Source organism: Neohoeflea coraliihabitans, assembly GCF_019334345.1.
Classification (GTDB): domain Bacteria; phylum Pseudomonadota; class Alphaproteobacteria; order Rhizobiales; family Rhizobiaceae; genus Pseudohoeflea; species Pseudohoeflea coraliihabitans.
In genome coordinates this window covers 127,987-145,320 of the sequence record NZ_JAHWQX010000003.1, presented here as the reverse complement: position 1 = coordinate 145,320, position 17,334 = coordinate 127,987, and the positions used below count along the sequence as shown (strand labels likewise).

Sequence of the window (17,334 nt, the reverse complement as noted above, 5' to 3'; positions counted from 1 at the left end):
CGTGCGCTATGCCGTCACCGCCGTGTCCGGCCAGCTTGGCCAGGAAATTGCCCGCAAGCTCATTGCACGAACAGATCGATGGTCGGTCATCGGCCTCGCCCGCACACCCGCCAATGTCACCGAGTTGGGGATCGATCTGCGGCCAGGCGATTATGACAAGCCGGAAGACCTTCAAGCATCCCTTGCAGGCATCGACGCGCTTGTCCTCGTCTCCGGCATGGCCCCGCCCGAAGACCGCATCGGCCAGCACCGCAATGTGATTGCGGCCGCCAGGGCCGCCGGCGTTCGCAAGATCGTCTACACCAGCATTCAGGGCCCGAAAGACGGCACCGCCTTTTCGCCCGTCGTGCAGAGCAACCGCCAAACCGAGGCCGACATCCGCGCCAGCGGATTGGACTGGGCCATCGGCCGCAACGGCATCTACATCGAGCCGGACGTGGAATATATCGACACCTACCGAGCCAAAGGCGAGATCGCCAACAGCGCTGGAAGCGGCAAATGCGGTTACACAACGCGCTCGCAACTGGCGCATGCCTACGCGGCCTTGCTGACGCGGGAAGATCTGAATGGCCAGATCTTTGATCTGAACGGCACACCGATCACTCAGCCTGAGCTGGCAGATTATCTTAACGCCGCGTTCGGCACCCGCCTGACCTATCGCAGCATGTCAGCAGAAGATTATGTCGCTGACCGCACCGCCGAACTTGGCGATTTCATTGGCCCGATCATCGGCGGCATTTACGACGGCATCCGCCGCGGCGCCTACGACACACCAGGTGACTATGAGGTCGTGACAGGACGCCCGCACCAGAGCTGGGATGACTACTTTTCCTCTCTCACGCGCTGAGAACGACACAAACGCGGGCTTGCTGCGTAAAACCACACCCTCCTCGGAGACAGGCCATGTCCATCCTCAAATCAATCTGGGATCATCCCGTCACCTTCTGGGTGCTGTTGAGCCTTCCTGCCATTCCGATGATCCTCGGCCTCACCTCCGGCGATCCGGAAGCGATCGCCGACGTGCTGCATCCAACCGGTGAGTTCGCCGCGCGTTTCATGATCCTCGCCATGATGATCACCCCGCTGATGCTGCTCTTTCGCAACGCAAGCTGGCCACGCTGGCTGATGAAGCGTCGGCGCTATCTCGGGGTGGCCGCGTTCTTCTACGCGCTGGCCCACACGCTGCTCTATCTTCTGGATGAAGGGGCCGTCGCCTTCACCGGCGGCGAGGTGACAAGGCTCTACATCTGGACCGGCTGGGTCGCTTTTCTGATTTTCGTGCCTCGGGCCATTACCTCGACGGACCAATGGGTGCGGCGCCTTGGACGGTCGTGGAAAAGACTTCAGCAATGGGTTTATGGCGCGGCTGTGTTGACGCTTGTCCATTGGGCTGCCCTGCACGATTGGGGCGGGGTCGCTCCGGCCGTGGTGCATTTCGCTCCACTGGCGCTGCTTGAGATTTACCGTGTCTGGTCGAGGCAACAACGCCGTCACCAGCGCGCTGCAGCGTGAGCCGTGCCTCGCATTGGGCCGCCGGATTTTCCTTCTTTTCAGAGACTTGCGCCAGTTTCCGCTAGTCGCGCGCAGCACCCTGTGATCAGCGCAGCAGCCTCCACACCCGGCGTTTTCGAAGGGCATAGGCCGTTGCAGCAAGCACGAGCAGGCAGAGTGCCGCCTTTGTCACCACCTCCATCGTCCCATCGATCAACCAGGTATGAACGACGGTGCCTGCAACGATGATGACGACCGCAACGCTATGGCCCAGGCGCCAGAACCGCGGCCCGATCTTTCGTCTCACTGCAGCAAGAAGGGCGGCGGCGAAGACCCCCCACATGGCCATCGCCCCCCAGACGGCGAAGGGTGTGGGTGAGCGGAAGAGCAGCACATCCACGACATCCGGCGGGCTGGTGATCCACAGACCCGCCACATGCAGGACCACCGCGACAACCAGTCCGGAGCCGAACCAGATGTGCAGTCGCCGCGCCGAGAACCCGGAAAAGGCGCCGGCGATCAGAAGCGGTTGCACGAGCAACAAGGCCAGACCCACGATCCCCGCAAAGCTGGCGGCGATGTAGATCGGATCGCGCCATTGCAGCAGTGGGCTTTGCGCCGCAGCGAAGAGCGGCAGGAAGACGGCCAGCGCGACGGCGGCCCGGATCAGCACGCCGCGCCGGGTCATCAGACCGGACGCAGGACGAATTCCACTTCAAGGCGCGTGTCCGACGCCCGCGCCAATAAGGGGCGCAGGAAAACGGTCTCAAAGCCGGCGTCATCGAAATCCGCATCATAGGCAAGATGCCCATGCGCCTGACCGAAAGCGGGAACGATCTGCGGCATCTCGATACGGAAAACGCCATTCGCATCGGTCAGGGTCGCGCCATGCGATCGCGCATCACGCTCATGCCCTTCCGTCGTATGCGCCCAGACCTGAATGCGCCGCCCGGCCAGAGGCGCGCCGTCGCCGGCACGGCGCACGGTGCCGGTCGTCAAAAATCCGCCATTTCCAATTCTTTCAACGATCGGCGCGCCGGGTCGATAATTGTTGGCACCACCGCGCATCGTCGGGGTGGGCGCAAGAGATTTCGCGCGGGCGGGCACAGTCAGGCCGGAGGCGCTCACGAGCAGCACTGCTGCTGCGCCTGTTACAATCTCCCGGCGTGTCGGCGTCGCTATCGGCATCTCGACTTCTCCCTGCCTTGCCGTCGTGGAATGGGCTTGACTATTTCTGCATATAATTCGCTTTGAGCTTGATCCAACCAGACCACACGCGAAATTTATCCCCGTTTATCAGAGCAATATCGAAGCCGATCAAACCCGGTTTATCCCGCCAGATAGGTGCGGAACCATGCGATCATGCGCTCTTCGGCCAGACGGGCGGCCTGTTCATCGTAACGCGGCGTGGTGTTGTTGTGAAATCCGTGGTTCACGCCCGGATAGATGTGCGCCGTGTACCGCTTGTCGTTTTCCTCCAGCGCCTTCTGGTATTCGGGCCACATGGCATTGATGCGCTGATCGAGCGCGGCGAGCTGGATCATCAGCGGCGCCTCGATCCGGGCGACCTGACCGCTTTCTGGCGCAGCACCGTAGAAGGGCACGCCCGCCGCCATTTCGGGATAGGCGACCGCCAGCTTGTTGACGACGCCGCCGCCGTAGCAAAAGCCCGTTGCCCCCACCTTGCCATTGGTGCCCTCGAGCTGCTGGAGATACTCGAAGCCGGCGAAGAAGTCGTTGAGAAGCGCTCCCTGATCAAGGCTTCGCTGCATCTCGCGACCTTCTTCATCGCTGCCGGGATAGCCGCCGAGCGACGACAGACCGTCCGGTCCCATTGCCACGAACCCCGCCTTGGCAAGGCGCCGCACGACATCGCGGATATAGGGGTTCAGCCCGCGGTTCTCGTGGATGACGAGCACGGCTGCCGGCGGGCGGTCGGCGTCCATCTCGGTGGGCCGGACGAGATAGGCCGTGATATCGCCGGTGCCGTCTGGGCTGGGGTAAGTGATGTCTTCGCCTTGGATGTCCGCATCATCCTCGGCCACCTCCTGCGCCAGCGCGTAATTGGGTGCAAGCGTGCCGAGGATTGCCGCCGCTGTCAGACCCCCGACGGCCCATTTGCCCGCCCGGTCCAGAAACTCCCGTTTCGAGATCTTGCCGTGGGCGTAATAGTCGTAGAGATCGAGAAGCTCTTGATCGAAATCGGCGGCGGTAAGACGGGGCTGGGTCGTGTGGCTGGCCATCGGATAGTCTCCTTTGCGGGATGAAATTCACCAAGCGCCCCTCTTGTGTCCTCGACGGCACTATAGCTCAGCTTGATGGCAAACCTGCAACGTCTGTTGATGATCCAGGCGCCTGAATCAGCCCCCTCTCCGCCCATCTCCATCGTTCTCGCATTTCGCCGCATTATTCCCGATACTTACGGGCGATACCGGATTCAGTACTGAAACAAAGACCAAGCGGTCCGACGCTCGCTGCCTCCGCAGCAAGGAGCGCTCCCAAAGGAGAAATCACACACGCCCTATCGCATGAAAGCGGATTGGCAAGCGCGCTGGCGACCGGATGACGCGTGCAGACCAAGCTGACTGCAATAGCCAAGCGTGGTATTGGCTGTGAAAAGGAACCCGAAACATGCAGATTGTTGTCCTTTACCTGATCACCGCCACCGTCTTCCTGCTCCTCGACGCGGTGATGTTGAAAACGCTCATGAAACCGCTGTTCGAAAGACATATCGGCGATTGGCTTCTGGACGACATCCGCCTTGGGCCGGCCACCGTGTTCTATCTCTTTTACGTCGCGGGCGTGGTGTGGTTCGTGTCACTCCCGGCGCTGCGCAGCGGAATGCCATCCCAGGCCCTGCTTGCCGGCGCCCTTCTCGGTGCGATGGCCTACGGCACCTACGAATTCACCAATTATGCCACCTTGCAGAACTGGTCTTTGCAGATGGTGGCTGCCGATGTGACCTGGGGGGCCGTCCTGACCGGCTTTTCCGCATGGCTCGGGGTGACGCTGACACGGGCCTTTGTCTAGGCAGCGGCCGTTTCGCGATGTTCCGGCAGCCGTGTCTGGCGGGGATACGACAGACCATCGCAGCACATCCGGCCAAAGGTGAGCCCCAATGAAAAAAGCTTTGATCGTCGGCGCAAGCCGCGGCATCGGCGCCGCGCTGGCGCAAGACCTGACCGATCGCGGGGAGAGCGTCATCGCCCTGTCGCGCAGCGCCGATGGCCTTGACGTCACCGATGAGCAGAGTGTCAAAGCGAGCCTTGCCCGTCTGGACGGGACGTTCGACACGATCATCGTTGCGACCGGTGCGCTCTCTGCCGAGGATCATGCGCCGGAAAAAACCCTGAAAATGCTCGATCCGGCCGCAACAGCTGCCCAGTTCGCGGTGAACGCGACAGGGCCCATGCTGGTTCTCAAACACGCCCTGCGCCTGCTGCCGCGCGACCGGCGTTCGGTTTTCGCGGCGCTGTCAGCGCGCGTCGGATCCATCGGCGACAACCGGCTGGGCGGCTGGTACTCCTACCGCGCCTCGAAGGCAGCCTTGAACCAGCTCGTGCATACCGCCGCCATAGAAATTGCCCGCAGCCACAGCCAGGCGATCTGCGTGGCCCTGCATCCGGGCACGGTCGCCACCGCGTTTACTGAAAACTACCGCGACCGGGACAAAGTGACCCCGAAGCATGCCGCAGCAAACCTGCTGGCCGTGATCGATGGCCTGTCAGCCGCAGATACCGGTGGCTTTTTCGACTGGGCTGGCAAAAGCATCAAGTGGTGAACGCCCGACCCAGCGGCGCGTAAATGCTGGTGCAATTCATGGCCACCCGTTCGCCGGCCCAGGCGTGCGAACCCGCCGCTTCACGGAGTTTTGTGGCGACGCCGCGCTGTGCCGCTGCCATACTGCCTGATCCGGGCAAGCGCTGCATGCCGGACCCGCGTCACTCATTTGAGGAGGAATTCAATGCCCGATTATGTGTTTGCCTATCACGGTGGAGGCCGGCCCGAGACCCAGGAGGAAGGGGAACAGGCAATGCAGGCCTGGGGGAAGTGGTACGAGGAAATGGGAAACGCCGTCGTGCATGGCGGCGGACCAGTCGGCGCCTCGAAGACCGTCAGTTCAGGCGGCGTAACCGATGATGGCGGCGCCAATCCGCTCTCGGGATTCACCGTGGTCCGTGCCGACAGCATCGATGCCGCCTGCGCAATGGCCAAGGGCTGCCCCCTGGTGGCGGATGGCTCCGGCTCGGTCGAGGTCGCCCCGATCATCGAGATGTAGCACCTGGCTTAACTCTGCTACTGGTTCGGGTGACCAGAAATACTGGATAGCGGCCCCTGATGACGTTGCTTGCCCAGCTCGCTGAGGTCGGTCGAGGGCGCGCTCGATCTTGATCGCCGCCGGTCCGGCGATCCATGTCGCAGGATGTTCCGAGCATGGCTAACCCTTGTCGCGAGAAAGGGATTGAGCAATGACCGGAAGGGCGACAAGATATTCCTGATCCTGTCGGCTCCAGGGATGTAAGCATGTCTCGATCGACCTTTTTCTGCATTGACGGTCACACCTGCGGCAATCCTGTGCGCGTGGTCGCCGGCGGCGCCCCGGTGCTCTCTGGTGCGACAATGCTCGAAAAGCGCGCCGATTTCCTGGCCCGGCATGACTGGATCCGGACCGGATTGATGTTCGAGCCGCGTGGCCACGATCTCATGTCCGGCAGCATTCTCTACCCCCCGACCCGCCCCGATTGCGATGTCGGGGTGCTCTTCATCGAGACATCCGGCTGCCTGCCGATGTGTGGGCACGGAACCATCGGCACTGTCACGATGGCGCTGGAAAACGGCCTGATCACGCCGCGGCAGGACGGCGTCCTGAAACTCGATACGCCGGCCGGGCTGGTCACCGCCGAATACACGATGAGTGGTGGCAGGGTCTCGGAGGTACGGCTGACAATGGTCCCCTCTTTCCTCTATGCCAAAGGCATGTCGGTGCCGGTTCCCGGCCTGGGCGAAATCACGGTCGATGTCGCCTATGGCGGCAATTTCTACGCCATCGTCGAAGCGCAGGAGTGCTACCGCGATCTCGCCGATCACACGGCGGCGGAATTGATCGCCTGGAGCCCGGCCCTGCGAACTGCGCTGAATGAGAAATTCAACTTCGTGCATCCGGAACGCCCCGAGATAAACGGGTTGACGCATGTCCTCTGGACCGGCGCCCCTACCTCACCCGAAGCGTCGGCACGCAACGCGGTTTTTTACGGCGACAAGGCAATCGATCGCTCCCCCTGCGGCACCGGGACCTCCGCACGCATGGCGCAGCTTGCTGCACGCGGCGCATTGCGGGTGGGAGACAGCTTTGTTCATCAAAGCATCATCAACTCCGAATTTCGCTGCAAGGTGCTGGCACAAACCCGCGTTCAGTCGTTCGGGGCGATCCAGCCGCAGGTCGGTGGCTGGGCCCGGGAGACGGGAAAGAACACCATAACGATCGATGATGACGATCCTTACGCGCATGGGTTCGTGGTGCGGTGAGAAGAGCAGTAAGGAATTCGGATCTCTGCAGGCCGGGTGCGGTGGCCGGTGCGGCGCCAGGTGACGCTTTCACCCGATTCAATCGCGGCGCCAATTGTTTTGCAAGGACGCATAGAGCGTCCGCGGCCGATCGGTCTGGATCAGGCGCACGCCCAGTTCGATCGCGCGCCGCCAGACCTTCTGCGGGTCCATCATTGCATCGCGATCCTTCAACACATCTCCCGCAATGCCATCGAGAGAATTGAGAAACACATCGGTCCCGTGTTTGCGCATGCGTGGCACGACCGCTTCGATCTGCTCCCAGGTTTCAAACAATGCCTCGACGACCGGAAACGCGCGCCGCTCCAGTTCGCTCAGCATCCAGTCAAGGTTCCCCGCCGTGACCATGACAACCGGCTTGAAGATGAATCCGGTGTCTCGCGCCATTCGCTCACACCGGTCGAAATCCTCCGAGCGATGAATTTCGATCTTCAGAATGATCTGTCGGCCCATATCCAGCGCTTGGATGGCGGCGACAGTATCGTCGAGCAGGTATTCATGCTTGATGTCAAGATCGATGTAGATGCGCTCGCGCGCCGCCTCGAGAATATGTTCAAGCGCCGGGATGGTATGCGGTGAGAGCTCCGCCGCCGGCCCGCCATCGGCATATTTCAGGGCGGTAGACGACAGGGTGCGCCAGTCGTGCAGGTCGACCGGCCCGGTCATCGCGGTCATTCGATCTAGTGTTTCGTCGTGAAAGCAGATCAGCTTTCCATCGCGGCTTCGGCGCACGTCGATCTCGACGAATTGCAGATCGCTGGCGATCGCCGCCTCGACCGAAGCCACGCTGTTTTCGCTGGAATCGCGCCACACGCCGCGATGCGCAACGATGGCACAACACCAGTGGGGATCCCGGTGAAAGTCGTGCAGGTTCTGCAGTGTCATATCCGTGCTCGTTTCAACATCTGCCTGTCCGAACCGCCACCCGATCCGCGCGCGGGAGCGCAATGCCCCCTGTGCCGGGCGCCGCGCCGCACGCGTCTACCGCTCCAGTATAACGGTCTCAATGAATTTCTCCTCGACCGGTTTGCGCAGCTCGTCGGATGGCCAGGCCGTGCTGCGGCTGCGCTGCGTGTTCGACACCAGCGCCGCGCTGTCATCCGACGCAGCGTTCATCGGCGCGGTTCCGAATACCCGGTTGAACTCGGACTGTACCTCCGGGGAAGTCAGCCAGTGCACCAGGAGCGCCGCTGCAGCCGGATGTGCGGCGTTTCGGGGGATGGCGACGCCGTTGGAGCCACCGCTCATGCCGAATTCCGGAATGTAGAACTCTATGTCCTTGCGCACCTCGCCGCGGTTCTGCAGCCCGGCGAGATGATCCTCCCAGCCCGGAACGAGCCACAACTCGCCATCGCTGACCCGGATGATGCTGTCGGCATTGGATGCCGTGACGACATAATTGTCCGCATGCGCATTGAAGAAGTCATATCCGGGCTGCAGTGATTGCATCGTCGCACCGTCCGCTGCCGCGGATGTCATATCCACGCCGGCAACCGCGCCCATCAGGTTGAGATAGAAGGACGGCCCGGAACCGCCATTCTCGTAATTGAAGCCGAACTTGCCGGGATGCTCGGTCCAGAAACGGGCAAAATCCTCCGCGGTCTGCGGCAGGTCCGCCTGCGCCAGCACCGATGTGTCATAGGCGATCCCGGTCTGATTGCCCCAGAACGACAGGATGTAGGACTTGCCATCCTCGCCGGACACACTCGCCAGCCGCCCCTCATCTTCTGGCAGGAAGTCCAGCGGAAGGAACAGCGCCGTAATATCCAGGCTCTCGAAATTGTTCAGCCCGTAGGTGAACACGTCGATATCGCCGGGCTCGCGATCGCGTTCGGACAACAGCTTCTGCGCATTGGCATCAGCCGTGCCCTCGGGGATCGTCACCGCGATCCCGTATTTCTTCTCGAAGGGCTGAACGAAACGCCGCAGGTCATCGCGCAGGTACCAGACGAACCAGTTCACCCTGCCCTCCTCCCTGGCCTGAGCGACCGTCTGGTCCCACTCGTTTGCCGAAACATCGTCGGCTGATGCCATCGCTGCCCCGGCGACGCATAGCGCCGCGGCCACGAGTAATTTTCTCAACATGTTTTGCTTCCTCTTTTTGTTCAGTCGCGGCTTATCCCTTGCCGGAACTCAGGCTGGGATTGGCCGATTTCAAAAGCCGTTCGAGAAACAGCATCAGCAGAATGTTCGGGACCACCAGGATCAGCGACAGCACGGCGGCGTTCGGACGCACATAGTCCTGGCCCAGTGAGGCGAACAACAAGGACGGGATCATCACGATATCCGGCGAACCGACGATGAAGGCGATGGCGAACATCTCGATGGATTTGATGAAGACGATCAGCGTGGCCGCGAAAATTCCGGGCCGCAGGGCCGGCAGATAGGCCACGTACCACCGACGCCAGAAGACGGCCCCGAGATCGCGCGCCGCCTCGATGTGGTCATCGCGCACCTGCTCGAAACTGACGATCAGGATGCGTATCGAATAGGGCAGAAACAAAACCGCATGCGCAAACACGATGGCACCGAACTTCCATCCCGTCAGCCCCAGCTGGAACAACAGCGATGAGAAGAACACCGCCGTCACATAGCTCGGCACCACCAGCGGCAGAAGCACCAGAAGCTTGGCGATCTCGCGTCCCGGAAAGCGGATGCGGCCGAGCGCATAGGCCGTGGGAAAGGCCAGTGACAGCGACAGCGCCGCCGCCAGCGGCGCTTGCGTGTAGGAATTGATCAGCGCCGCTTTCAGAGACGAATTCTGCCACATGTCGATCCAGCGGCTGAACGACAAAGCCGGAGGAAGCAGGCGATCGGCGGTCCACGGCGCGGCGGGATCGACCAGCGACCACAGGATGGCCATGCCAAAGGGAATGACCAGCCAGACCACGCAAACGGCGAGCAGCGCGAAAAGAAGGATATCATTCAGCCGTTGCTGGCTCACCGCACTCGCTCTCCCCTGACCAACAGACGGGCGAGCACGGCAAGAACCGCCGAGCCGATCAGCGCCAGCACCATCAGCGTCACGCCGACCACGGCGGCATCGTGCCAGCGGCCATGGCCCTGGAAGTAAATCATCAATTGCGACATCGATTGCCGGTTTGTCGGTCCGGCGATCACCTGAAAGCTGAAATCGGCCAGGGCCCCGATGAAGATGATGACCAGCGCGGCCTGCATGGCCGAGAGACTGAGCGGTGCGATGATCTTGCGAAACCGCGTGAAGGATCCCGCGCCCATATCGCGCGCCGCATCGAGAACGTCATCCGAGATGCCCTGAACTGCGCCTGTCAGCAGCAGCAATGCGAACGGCATGTTCTTCCAGGTCTGCAGGATCAGCACCGCAATGCCGTAGCGATCGTTCTGCAGCCGGCGCGGCCCGTCCCAGATGCCGAGCGCCTCCATCAGCTGATTGACGATGCCGTGATAGGCAATGACATTGATGAACAGGAAGGCGGCCACCAGCCCGGGAACCAGAAGCGGAGCTTTCAGCAGGGTTCCGATCAGCATCGAGCCGGCAAACGGCTTGCGCAACCAGATGGCCAGCGGATAGGCCAGAGCCACGGAAAAGACGGCGCTGAGCACACCGATATACAGCGAATACTGAACCGAACGGAAATAGAGCCTGCGATCCAGCATCTCCGCCCAGTGCTCGAGACTGAAGACACTCTCGCCGGACAGGTTGTAGTAGCCGAACGATTGCGTGACAGCCATGTAAATGACGGTGCCGATCAGTGCGAGAATAAGGCCGAGTCCCGGTGCGAGCAGCAACGCAACCTTCGCCCACGCCTTTGCGGTCATCTGCATGGCCCGGCGGCCACCGAAAAGCGGAGCGGCGCGACGATCTTGCGCAGCAGCGTTTTCACGCCGGCTCGCAAGTCGCGCGCCGCCTCCGGCACCTTGCCAGATTGCCCCTTTATTGCTCTGGCAGGGTGAGGAAGCGCGAACAGCATGGTTTTCCAGGATTGCCGAACGGGCGCGCCGCCGATGCGGCGGCCACCCACAACCCTGTCAGGTCCGTCCAGAATGCTAAGCGCTTCCATGGATTTGATGTCGATGGTCCCGGGCGGCAGGCCCCCGGGATAGAAAAGAGATGCCGGAAAACGGGGGGCCGGCTTGCTTCTCGCATCCGACCGCCCGTCGCCACCAACCTGCCCGAACCTCATGCCACCGGCTCCAGCAGCACGATCTTTTCCGGGGCCAGCGTAAAGCGCAGGAGATCGCCGACATCGGCATGCACCTGCGGCACCAGGATGCGAAATTCGCAGCCCTCCTTGTCGAGGAACAGGTCGGTATAATGACCCTGAAACGAACGATGCGTCAGCCGGGCCTCGATGCTTTGCGCCTCGGTTCCGTCAAGCTCCGCCGCTTCCGGACGCCAGCAGATGCGGATCTCCTTGGCCCGCGGCGGCGCGGCACTTCTGGCCTGCAATTGACCGAGTTCAGTCTGCAGCCGCCACAGGCCGGGCTTGTCTTCACCCAGAACGGCGGCATCGATCACGTTCGCATTGCCGATGAAGTCGGCGACGAAACTGGTGCGCGGCGCGTGATAGAGTTCCTCAGGCGTGGCCACTTGCTCCACACGCCCGGCGTTCATCACGACCACCCGGTCTGACATCGCCAGCGCTTCGGCCTGATCGTGCGTGACATAGATCGCAGTCAGCGCATGGCTCTTCTGAATGCGCCGGATTTCGATGCGCACCTGGTCCCGCAGTTTCGCGTCGAGATTGGACAGTGGTTCATCGAACAACAGCACTTTCGGGCGCATTGCCAGGGCGCGACCCAGGGACACACGCTGCTGCTGTCCGCCCGACAATTGGTTCGGCAGCTTCGCGAGTTGCAGCTCCAGCGCCAGCTGCGCGGCCACCTCATCGATCCGCTGTCCTCTTTCGCCGCGCGCCATGCCCTTGTTGAGCAGACCGAATTCAAGATTGTCGTTGACGCTGAGATGCGGAAACAGCGCATAGGATTGAAAGCACAGCGCCGTGTCGCGCTTTTCCGGAGGGACCTGCGTGACATCCTCGCCGCCGATCTCGATGTGCCCGCTTGTCGGCACCGTGAAACCGGATATGATCTTCAAAAGAGTTGTCTTGCCGCAACCGGATGGACCCAGCAGCGTGACAAATTCACCTGGTGCCACGGACAGGGATACGTCTTCGAGGGCGACGAACCGGCCGAACCGCATATGCACATTGCGGATGAAGACACCCGACACGGCGAACTCCCCCTTCCGCCCCAATTATTACCCACTATAGGTAATAAGTTGATGACAGTCGAGCGCTTTATGGGCTAATCTTCCGAGAACTTCCTAGAAATCCAGTTGTTCCAGGGGTTTATGTCTGGCAGATTCCCACACCCGGTGCATCCTTCGCTCAATTTTCCGGTGTCCCGGACCCACGCGGAATTGATCGAGATCATCCGCGCCCATGGCCCTCTCGCGCGCAGCGAGATCGCCCAGCATACGCTTCTGTCGCAACAGTCCATTCATCGGCTGACGGAAGAACTCGTCAAGATGAAGCTGCTGCAGCGGCATGACGCGATCATCAAGGGCCGTGGCAAGCCCAGTCCGCGCCTTGCCATCGACCCGAACGGAGCCTATGCGGCCGGCCTTTCCATCGAGCCCGATGCCATCACCATCTGCTGGGTCGATTTCAGCGGTGCGATTCTCAAGGTCGCCACCGTCGCTGCCACACCCAACAGTCCCGCCGAGGTACTCGCAAGAACCGTGGAGATGATCACCGATGGCTGCAGCGCCCTGAAGCGACCGCTCGCAGACCTGGCCGGCTTCGGCATCTCCATGCAGGGCTTCCGAACCGACCGCAGGGACGCCTCTTCCTTCACCACCCCGCTGCAACTCGAGGCCTGGTCGGGGGTGGACGTTGCCGCCCTCTTTGCTCCGCGCCTGACCTGCCCTGTCTATGCGGAAAATGACGCCGCGCTCGGCGCGGTGGCGGAGCAGTGGTACGGCGCCGGGCGCGGTCTCAGCTCCTTTGTCTATCTCGCCATCAACTTCGGGCTTGGTGGCGGACTGGTCATCAACAACCGCGTGTACTATGGGGCTCACGGCAACGCCGCCGAACTCTCGGACATGTATCTCAAATCCGACACGCCCCGCCGCCCGGCGCTGGGCGGGTTGCTCGCCCAGATGCGCAAGGACGGACTGAACGTGTCATCCATTCGCGAGGTCATCGAACATGCAGATCCTCAGTCGCCGAGCGTGAAGAAATGGATCGAGACGGTCTCGCCGCAGCTCAACCAGCTGGTCCGGGCAGCCACGGCAATCATCGATCCGGAAGCAATTCTGTATGGCGGCCAGGCGCCGCGTGCACTGCGGCGATTGCTGATTGCCGCCACTCAACCGCGCTATCCGGACCGATACGGGCGCGCCGTGCCCGGACCGCAGCTTCGCCTTGCCGAAGTGGAACAGGCGCCAAGTGCTGTCGGCGCGGCAATCTACGCGATGCGCCGAACCGTGCTGAACCGCTTCTGACCGGCAAACGGAGAGCGAAAAGAAAAAGGCGGTGCCGGACATGCCGGCGCTGCCTCTCGGCACGCTTTGCTGGACCCAATCGGCCCGCTGCCCATTACCTGTTCTTCGAGGGCACTTCCTCATAGGAGGTCACCTCGACCGTACCAACCCCTTGCATGCAGAACGACATATCAGCGCGGGTGCCTTCTATTTTCGCATATTCCCCCGGCGTGAAATTCATGTCGCCGGTCAGAGACCACAGATCGCCATCGGGCGTGGTCAGCGTAGCGCATTCCACGCCCTTCCCGACACGCCCTTCAAGCTCGACATGCGCGTCACGACCGGTGTCCTGCCGCGCCGTGACGTCGAAGTCTGCCGACTTCAGCGTGACGCCGCGATCAGTGTCGACGATGAAGGTGAGAACATCGCCCGGATCAGCCCATTCCGGCACCCGCACCTGTGTCGAGATCTCGCCGTCCGCAGCAACTTGCACATCGCGCAGCGCCCGCCATTCCGAAGAACGCGGCCCGACGCCGATGGTGACATAGTCGGCAGGACGCAGGTGACGGGCGCGAACAGTAATCTGCGAACCGGGAGAGCCGCTGAGAGGACGCACGCGCAGCGCTGCCGAACGACGGCCGTCGACCGGCACATTGATCATTTCGCCGACCGCAAGCCGCAAGGGGTCGAGATCCTTATTGCTGTTGAGCAATTCCATCAGCGAGATCCCCATAGCCTGCGCGATCGAAGAGGCTGTATCGCCCTCCTCGATGCGGTAGCGGCCATCGGCATCCAAGCGCCTGCGGCTTTCCTCGCGATTGTCGGCGTCACTTGCAGCCTGCCCACCAGTGAGGCGAACTTCCGTGCCGACGGAGAGGCTGCGCGGATCGAGCTGCGGATTGAGATTGTAAATCCGGCTCAATGCCACCCGGCAATCCTGGGAGATGCTATAGAGCGTGTCGCCCGACTGCACTGTCGCTGTGGAGCCGCAGCGACTCTGTGCACTGGCGCCGGACACAACCACCAAAGAAAGTGCGGCGACAGCGGCCGCGGTTTCAAGGTATCGAACCGAGATCATGAAATCCTCCTTTCATTTGAGCGTTTGTACGGCGAACCCCACACCCCGGGAGCATGTTCCGATATCGCAGAAAAATTAAATCCCGCGCGCCGCCCTCCCCGGCTGACCCCGCCTTTCCCTCGACCGTCGCCGGACATTGCGCTGAATGCAAAGCCGAAAGGCAGCGCCGCGGCCTAAGCCTCGCTGCTGCTCCCGCCGCTGCGCCCGCGACGCCTGTTCTTGCGCACCACCTCAAGCAACAGGGGGTCCGCCTCGGAGGACGCCGCCCATCGGCGCAGCTGCTCAAACGTACGCCGCACATCCGCTCTGTCGCATCGGATGATGCAGCCTCCCTTACCCAATGGCGAGACCGGCTTGTTGGCAATGCGAACGGTGATGTATGCCGTATCGTCGACATATTTGACCCAGCTTCGCGGTCGGCGAATCTTGGTCTCGACCGTGCCATCGCGCTTGTGCACCGATTTGCGCAATTCCAGCCGATGATCGGCAAGCAGCTTGATCTGCAAGTCGATCTCCCGTAGCAGGTTGGATCGCGCAGCACTTAGGCATGATGAGGTGGCGCGCTGATCGCGCGCCGGGATCGTCTTCACAAATTCCATACTATCCAGTAGTGACATTACTTCTTCTCGAATCGTTCCCTATTTAACAATAGCTCACAGTATAGTGATTCTACTGTTTATGGAAAGAATTGTATTTTTAAGTTTCCTGTAATTCGATTTTCGTCTGACACCCGGGATTCAAGTATTTCATTGCGATGCCGGCATGGATATATCTTGCCTGATCTCAGCCCAGATACACGTTTGAATTGTGAAATGCAAAATATGCACGCTTCAAAAGAGATTGCATCGATCCTGTCGCTTTTAGCCGGGGGCGCCGATCGGATCGGCGCGACGCCTTGCAACCTCGGGCCGCAAGCCTTGCGAAGCGACCCGCAAAAACGCTAGACTCGCCTCGTTTCAGTTCTGCTTTTTTATTTTTCTGCTCTCGGGAAGCCCCCGACGAGCCGCCCATTTTAGCCTGGCCATTTTCATGGAGCTCTTTTCGCATGCTGACCAATTTGCAGATCGGGCGCATTGCCGCCCTGGCAACCGATGTACTCGCTTCGCCCCTGTTCGCCCGAAGACAAGCAACCCCGGACCAGTTGCACCAGTACGGGCTGGTCTTCTGGCCGGTGCAGGTCGCCCTGGTTGCCGGTTTGCCCGCTCTTGTCGCAACGCTTTGCGACGCCATCGCAGAGGTGGCCCTGTCCGGCGACAATGTCAGACAAGAAATCTGTCTCCAGCAGGCGCTACGATCGATTCTGCCGGCGGCCAATGATGAACTGGGAAGCGGCCACGACCCGCTCGGCTGCATGCGTCATGACTTTTTCGCCGCACAGTTGCAGGAGCGCAGCGGGCTCGACCCGGCTCACCTGCGTGAAAATTGGGTGCGCGGCGGCGCCAACGCACAATTGGCCGGGGAAATGAGGCGCGCCTTCGCCTCGCTCGAATCCGGGTTGCACATGATCTATGTCGTCGACACCTTGGCCCCGCATTTTCTCGCGCACCAGGAGACCCTGTTCGGCAGCTGTGCCGAACCCGGCGCAACCATCCATCCCCGACGCCATCAGGAGCACGCTCTGCACGTCTCGCCGAATGCAGCGGAATTCACCGGCCTCGTCTCTCTGGAAATGCAGCGTCTTGAAACCTTCTTTCGCCTTTGGCGGGCGACCGCGGACCAGCTGCATCACCGTATGAATCTTGCTGTGGCATCGGACGCGCCGTCCCAGCACGATGCGCTGAGAGCTTGATACCGCTTGCTGGCAAGGCGTTTTTCAGGCTTGCGGATCGCGCCGCACAAACGCGCTGCGGGATTGACGCACCAGTGTCGTGATGAAATCGACGATTGCCGCCACGCGCGCGATGCCGCGCAAGCTCTCGTGATAGACCAGCCAGTAGGACCGCTCAACGTGCAACTCGGGCAGGACCGGCACCAGTTCGTCAACACCCGCGGCCAGATAATCGTGCAGAACGCCGATCCCGGCGCCGTGGCGGATGGCCTGCAACTGGCCCGTCGCGGTGGCGATCTCCAGATCCGACTGCCAATGCGGCCAGAACAGCCGCGCATAATCGAGCGAGCTCGACACCACCAGATCCTCGACATAGCCGATCAGCCGGTGCGCCGCCAGATCCTCGGGACGCTGCGGCGTACCGTTCGCGGCCAGATAGGCGCGGCTGCCATACAGACTGACCGTGTAATCGGTGAGCTTCTGCCCGACCAGGCGCCCGGTCTCCGGCTGCCCCACCATTACGGCAATGTCGGCCTCACGCCGCGACAATGACAGGCTGGCACCCAGCGGGACGAGTTGCACGGTCAGTTTCGGATGCGCGGCGCGCAATGCCGGCATCTCCGGCAACAGGAAAGACGTTCCGAACCCGTCGGGAGCACCGATCCGCACGGTCCCGCTGACATCGATGCCGCCGCCCGAGAGCGCCGATTGCGCGCGCATGAACTCCGCTTCGATGCGCTCCAGCGAGCGCATCAGTTCAACGCCTTCGTCGGTCAGGCTGCTGCCTTGCGGATGACGGATCAGAAGACTGGCGCCGAGCGACCGCTCCAGTTGCGCCATGCGCCGCGACAGGGTGGCCTGATTGACACCGACCACCCGCGCCGCCGCCAGCATCTGGCCGGCCCGCGCCACGGCCAGGAACAATTTGCCGTCGTTCCAATCCATTCCGGCCCCTCCGCCCAGCGG

At 61.8% G+C, this 17,334-nt stretch carries 20 protein-coding genes; 8 read left to right on the top strand and 12 right to left on the bottom strand.

Translation table 11 applies throughout. The features are described from left to right. Window position 1 precedes the first annotated feature (1 nt). Both KY465_RS11770 and KY465_RS11765 read left to right on the top strand, forming a co-directional pair. The gene (locus tag KY465_RS11770) at window positions 2–847 is read left to right on the top strand and encodes an NAD(P)H-binding protein (protein ID WP_219201908.1); all 846 of its coding nucleotides are present in this window, start codon (window positions 2–4) and stop codon (window positions 845–847) included. A 56-nt stretch (window positions 848–903) separates the two neighbouring features. Beyond that, the gene (locus KY465_RS11765; RefSeq protein ID WP_219201907.1) at window positions 904–1,512 is read left to right on the top strand and encodes a protein-methionine-sulfoxide reductase heme-binding subunit MsrQ; all 609 of its coding nucleotides are present in this window, start codon (window positions 904–906) and stop codon (window positions 1,510–1,512) included. A gap of 85 nt (window positions 1,513–1,597) precedes the next feature. Here the strand turns inward: KY465_RS11765 and KY465_RS11760 are convergent, their stop codons facing one another. From KY465_RS11760 to yghX, 3 genes are all read right to left on the bottom strand, one after another. Next, entirely contained in the window at window positions 1,598–2,179 is a 582-nt protein-coding gene (locus KY465_RS11760) for a ferric reductase-like transmembrane domain-containing protein (RefSeq protein WP_219201906.1), read from the bottom strand. Next, window positions 2,179–2,679 (bottom strand): twin-arginine translocation pathway signal, encoded by a 501-nt coding sequence (locus KY465_RS11755; protein WP_219201905.1) that lies wholly within the window; start codon window positions 2,677–2,679, stop codon window positions 2,179–2,181. Before KY465_RS11755 ends, KY465_RS11760 begins: the two co-directional genes overlap by 1 nt. Before the next feature lie 140 nt (window positions 2,680–2,819). Next, a complete protein-coding gene (gene yghX, locus KY465_RS11750) occupies window positions 2,820–3,734 on the bottom strand; it encodes a YghX family hydrolase (protein ID WP_219201904.1) in 915 nt (304 codons plus the stop codon). Window positions 3,735–4,122: 388 nt separating this feature from the next. Here yghX and KY465_RS11745 point away from each other — a divergent pair, with 388 nt between their 5' ends. The 4 genes from KY465_RS11745 (at window position 4,123) to KY465_RS11730 (ending at window position 7,017) form a co-directional block, all read left to right on the top strand. Next, window positions 4,123–4,521: a DUF2177 family protein gene (locus KY465_RS11745; RefSeq protein ID WP_219201903.1), complete on the top strand. Its 399-nt coding sequence runs from the start codon at window positions 4,123–4,125 to the stop codon at window positions 4,519–4,521. Window positions 4,522–4,609: 88 nt separating this feature from the next. Beyond that, entirely contained in the window at window positions 4,610–5,272 is a 663-nt protein-coding gene (locus tag KY465_RS11740) for an SDR family NAD(P)-dependent oxidoreductase (protein ID WP_219201902.1), read from the top strand. A gap of 183 nt (window positions 5,273–5,455) precedes the next feature. Further along, entirely contained in the window at window positions 5,456–5,770 is a 315-nt protein-coding gene (locus tag KY465_RS11735; protein WP_219201901.1) for a YciI family protein, read from the top strand. A 245-nt stretch (window positions 5,771–6,015) separates the two neighbouring features. Next, window positions 6,016–7,017 carry a 4-hydroxyproline epimerase gene (locus KY465_RS11730; protein WP_219201900.1) on the top strand — a complete coding sequence of 334 codons (1,002 nt, stop codon included), beginning with the start codon at window positions 6,016–6,018 and terminating at the stop codon, window positions 7,015–7,017. Window positions 7,018–7,095: 78 nt separating this feature from the next. Here KY465_RS11730 and KY465_RS11725 read toward each other — a convergent pair whose 3' ends face one another. From KY465_RS11725 to KY465_RS11700, 6 genes are all read right to left on the bottom strand, one after another. Further along, a complete protein-coding gene (locus KY465_RS11725; protein WP_219201899.1) occupies window positions 7,096–7,941 on the bottom strand; it encodes a glycerophosphodiester phosphodiesterase family protein in 846 nt (281 codons plus the stop codon). Between the two features lie 96 nt (window positions 7,942–8,037). After that, a complete protein-coding gene (locus tag KY465_RS11720; protein WP_219201898.1) occupies window positions 8,038–9,141 on the bottom strand; it encodes an extracellular solute-binding protein in 1,104 nt (367 codons plus the stop codon). A 31-nt stretch (window positions 9,142–9,172) separates the two neighbouring features. Next, window positions 9,173–10,000 carry an ABC transporter permease gene (locus KY465_RS11715; RefSeq protein WP_219201897.1) on the bottom strand — a complete coding sequence of 276 codons (828 nt, stop codon included), beginning with the start codon at window positions 9,998–10,000 and terminating at the stop codon, window positions 9,173–9,175. Next, window positions 9,997–10,860 (bottom strand): ABC transporter permease, encoded by an 864-nt coding sequence (locus tag KY465_RS11710; protein ID WP_255561633.1) that lies wholly within the window; start codon window positions 10,858–10,860, stop codon window positions 9,997–9,999. The genes KY465_RS11715 and KY465_RS11710 overlap by 4 nt, the downstream gene beginning before the upstream one ends. After that, a complete protein-coding gene (locus KY465_RS11705) occupies window positions 10,851–11,219 on the bottom strand; it encodes a hypothetical protein (RefSeq protein WP_219201896.1) in 369 nt (122 codons plus the stop codon). The genes KY465_RS11710 and KY465_RS11705 overlap by 10 nt, the downstream gene beginning before the upstream one ends. After that, window positions 11,216–12,268, bottom strand: a complete 1,053-nt coding sequence (locus tag KY465_RS11700) for an ABC transporter ATP-binding protein (protein WP_219201895.1) — start codon at window positions 12,266–12,268, stop codon at window positions 11,216–11,218. Before KY465_RS11700 ends, KY465_RS11705 begins: the two co-directional genes overlap by 4 nt. A 168-nt stretch (window positions 12,269–12,436) precedes the next feature. Here KY465_RS11700 and KY465_RS11695 point away from each other — a divergent pair, with 168 nt between their 5' ends. Beyond that, window positions 12,437–13,543 (top strand): ROK family transcriptional regulator, encoded by a 1,107-nt coding sequence (locus KY465_RS11695; RefSeq protein ID WP_219201894.1) that lies wholly within the window; start codon window positions 12,437–12,439, stop codon window positions 13,541–13,543. A 94-nt stretch (window positions 13,544–13,637) separates the two neighbouring features. Here the strand turns inward: KY465_RS11695 and KY465_RS11690 are convergent, their stop codons facing one another. Then, entirely contained in the window at window positions 13,638–14,600 is a 963-nt protein-coding gene (locus tag KY465_RS11690; RefSeq protein ID WP_219201893.1) for a LysM peptidoglycan-binding domain-containing protein, read from the bottom strand. Window positions 14,601–14,773: 173 nt separating this feature from the next. Beyond that, on the bottom strand, window positions 14,774–15,217 hold the full coding sequence (locus tag KY465_RS11685) for a hypothetical protein (protein WP_219201892.1): 444 nt from the start codon (window positions 15,215–15,217) through the stop codon (window positions 14,774–14,776). A gap of 428 nt (window positions 15,218–15,645) precedes the next feature. Between KY465_RS11685 and KY465_RS11680 the strand changes: the two genes are divergently transcribed. Beyond that, window positions 15,646–16,389 (top strand): hypothetical protein, encoded by a 744-nt coding sequence (locus KY465_RS11680; protein WP_219201891.1) that lies wholly within the window; start codon window positions 15,646–15,648, stop codon window positions 16,387–16,389. Window positions 16,390–16,413: 24 nt separating this feature from the next. On the opposite strand, the gene KY465_RS11675 is transcribed toward KY465_RS11680, so the two are convergent. Next, a complete protein-coding gene (locus KY465_RS11675) occupies window positions 16,414–17,313 on the bottom strand; it encodes a LysR family transcriptional regulator (protein WP_219201890.1) in 900 nt (299 codons plus the stop codon). Between the last annotated feature and the right edge of the window lie 21 nt (window positions 17,314–17,334).

Coding starts and splice junctions, on each gene's coding strand:
- KY465_RS11755 (WP_219201905.1), bottom strand. CDS start 2,679: ATGCCGATAGCGACGCCGACACGCCGGGAGATTGTAACAGGCGCAGCA.
- yghX (WP_219201904.1), bottom strand. CDS start 3,734: ATGGCCAGCCACACGACCCAGCCCCGTCTTACCGCCGCCGATTTCGAT.
- KY465_RS11720 (WP_219201898.1), bottom strand. CDS start 9,141: ATGTTGAGAAAATTACTCGTGGCCGCGGCGCTATGCGTCGCCGGGGCA.
- KY465_RS11735 (WP_219201901.1), top strand. CDS start 5,456: ATGCCCGATTATGTGTTTGCCTATCACGGTGGAGGCCGGCCCGAGACC.
- KY465_RS11690 (WP_219201893.1), bottom strand. CDS start 14,600: ATGATCTCGGTTCGATACCTTGAAACCGCGGCCGCTGTCGCCGCACTT.
- KY465_RS11675 (WP_219201890.1), bottom strand. CDS start 17,313: ATGGATTGGAACGACGGCAAATTGTTCCTGGCCGTGGCGCGGGCCGGC.
- KY465_RS11685 (WP_219201892.1), bottom strand. CDS start 15,217: ATGTCACTACTGGATAGTATGGAATTTGTGAAGACGATCCCGGCGCGC.
- KY465_RS11765 (WP_219201907.1), top strand. CDS start 904: ATGTCCATCCTCAAATCAATCTGGGATCATCCCGTCACCTTCTGGGTG.
- KY465_RS11680 (WP_219201891.1), top strand. CDS start 15,646: ATGCTGACCAATTTGCAGATCGGGCGCATTGCCGCCCTGGCAACCGAT.
- KY465_RS11730 (WP_219201900.1), top strand. CDS start 6,016: ATGTCTCGATCGACCTTTTTCTGCATTGACGGTCACACCTGCGGCAAT.
- KY465_RS11745 (WP_219201903.1), top strand. CDS start 4,123: ATGCAGATTGTTGTCCTTTACCTGATCACCGCCACCGTCTTCCTGCTC.
- KY465_RS11710 (WP_255561633.1), bottom strand. CDS start 10,860: ATGCAGATGACCGCAAAGGCGTGGGCGAAGGTTGCGTTGCTGCTCGCA.
- KY465_RS11740 (WP_219201902.1), top strand. CDS start 4,610: ATGAAAAAAGCTTTGATCGTCGGCGCAAGCCGCGGCATCGGCGCCGCG.
- KY465_RS11725 (WP_219201899.1), bottom strand. CDS start 7,941: ATGACACTGCAGAACCTGCACGACTTTCACCGGGATCCCCACTGGTGT.
- KY465_RS11760 (WP_219201906.1), bottom strand. CDS start 2,179: ATGACCCGGCGCGGCGTGCTGATCCGGGCCGCCGTCGCGCTGGCCGTC.
- KY465_RS11705 (WP_219201896.1), bottom strand. CDS start 11,219: ATGAGGTTCGGGCAGGTTGGTGGCGACGGGCGGTCGGATGCGAGAAGC.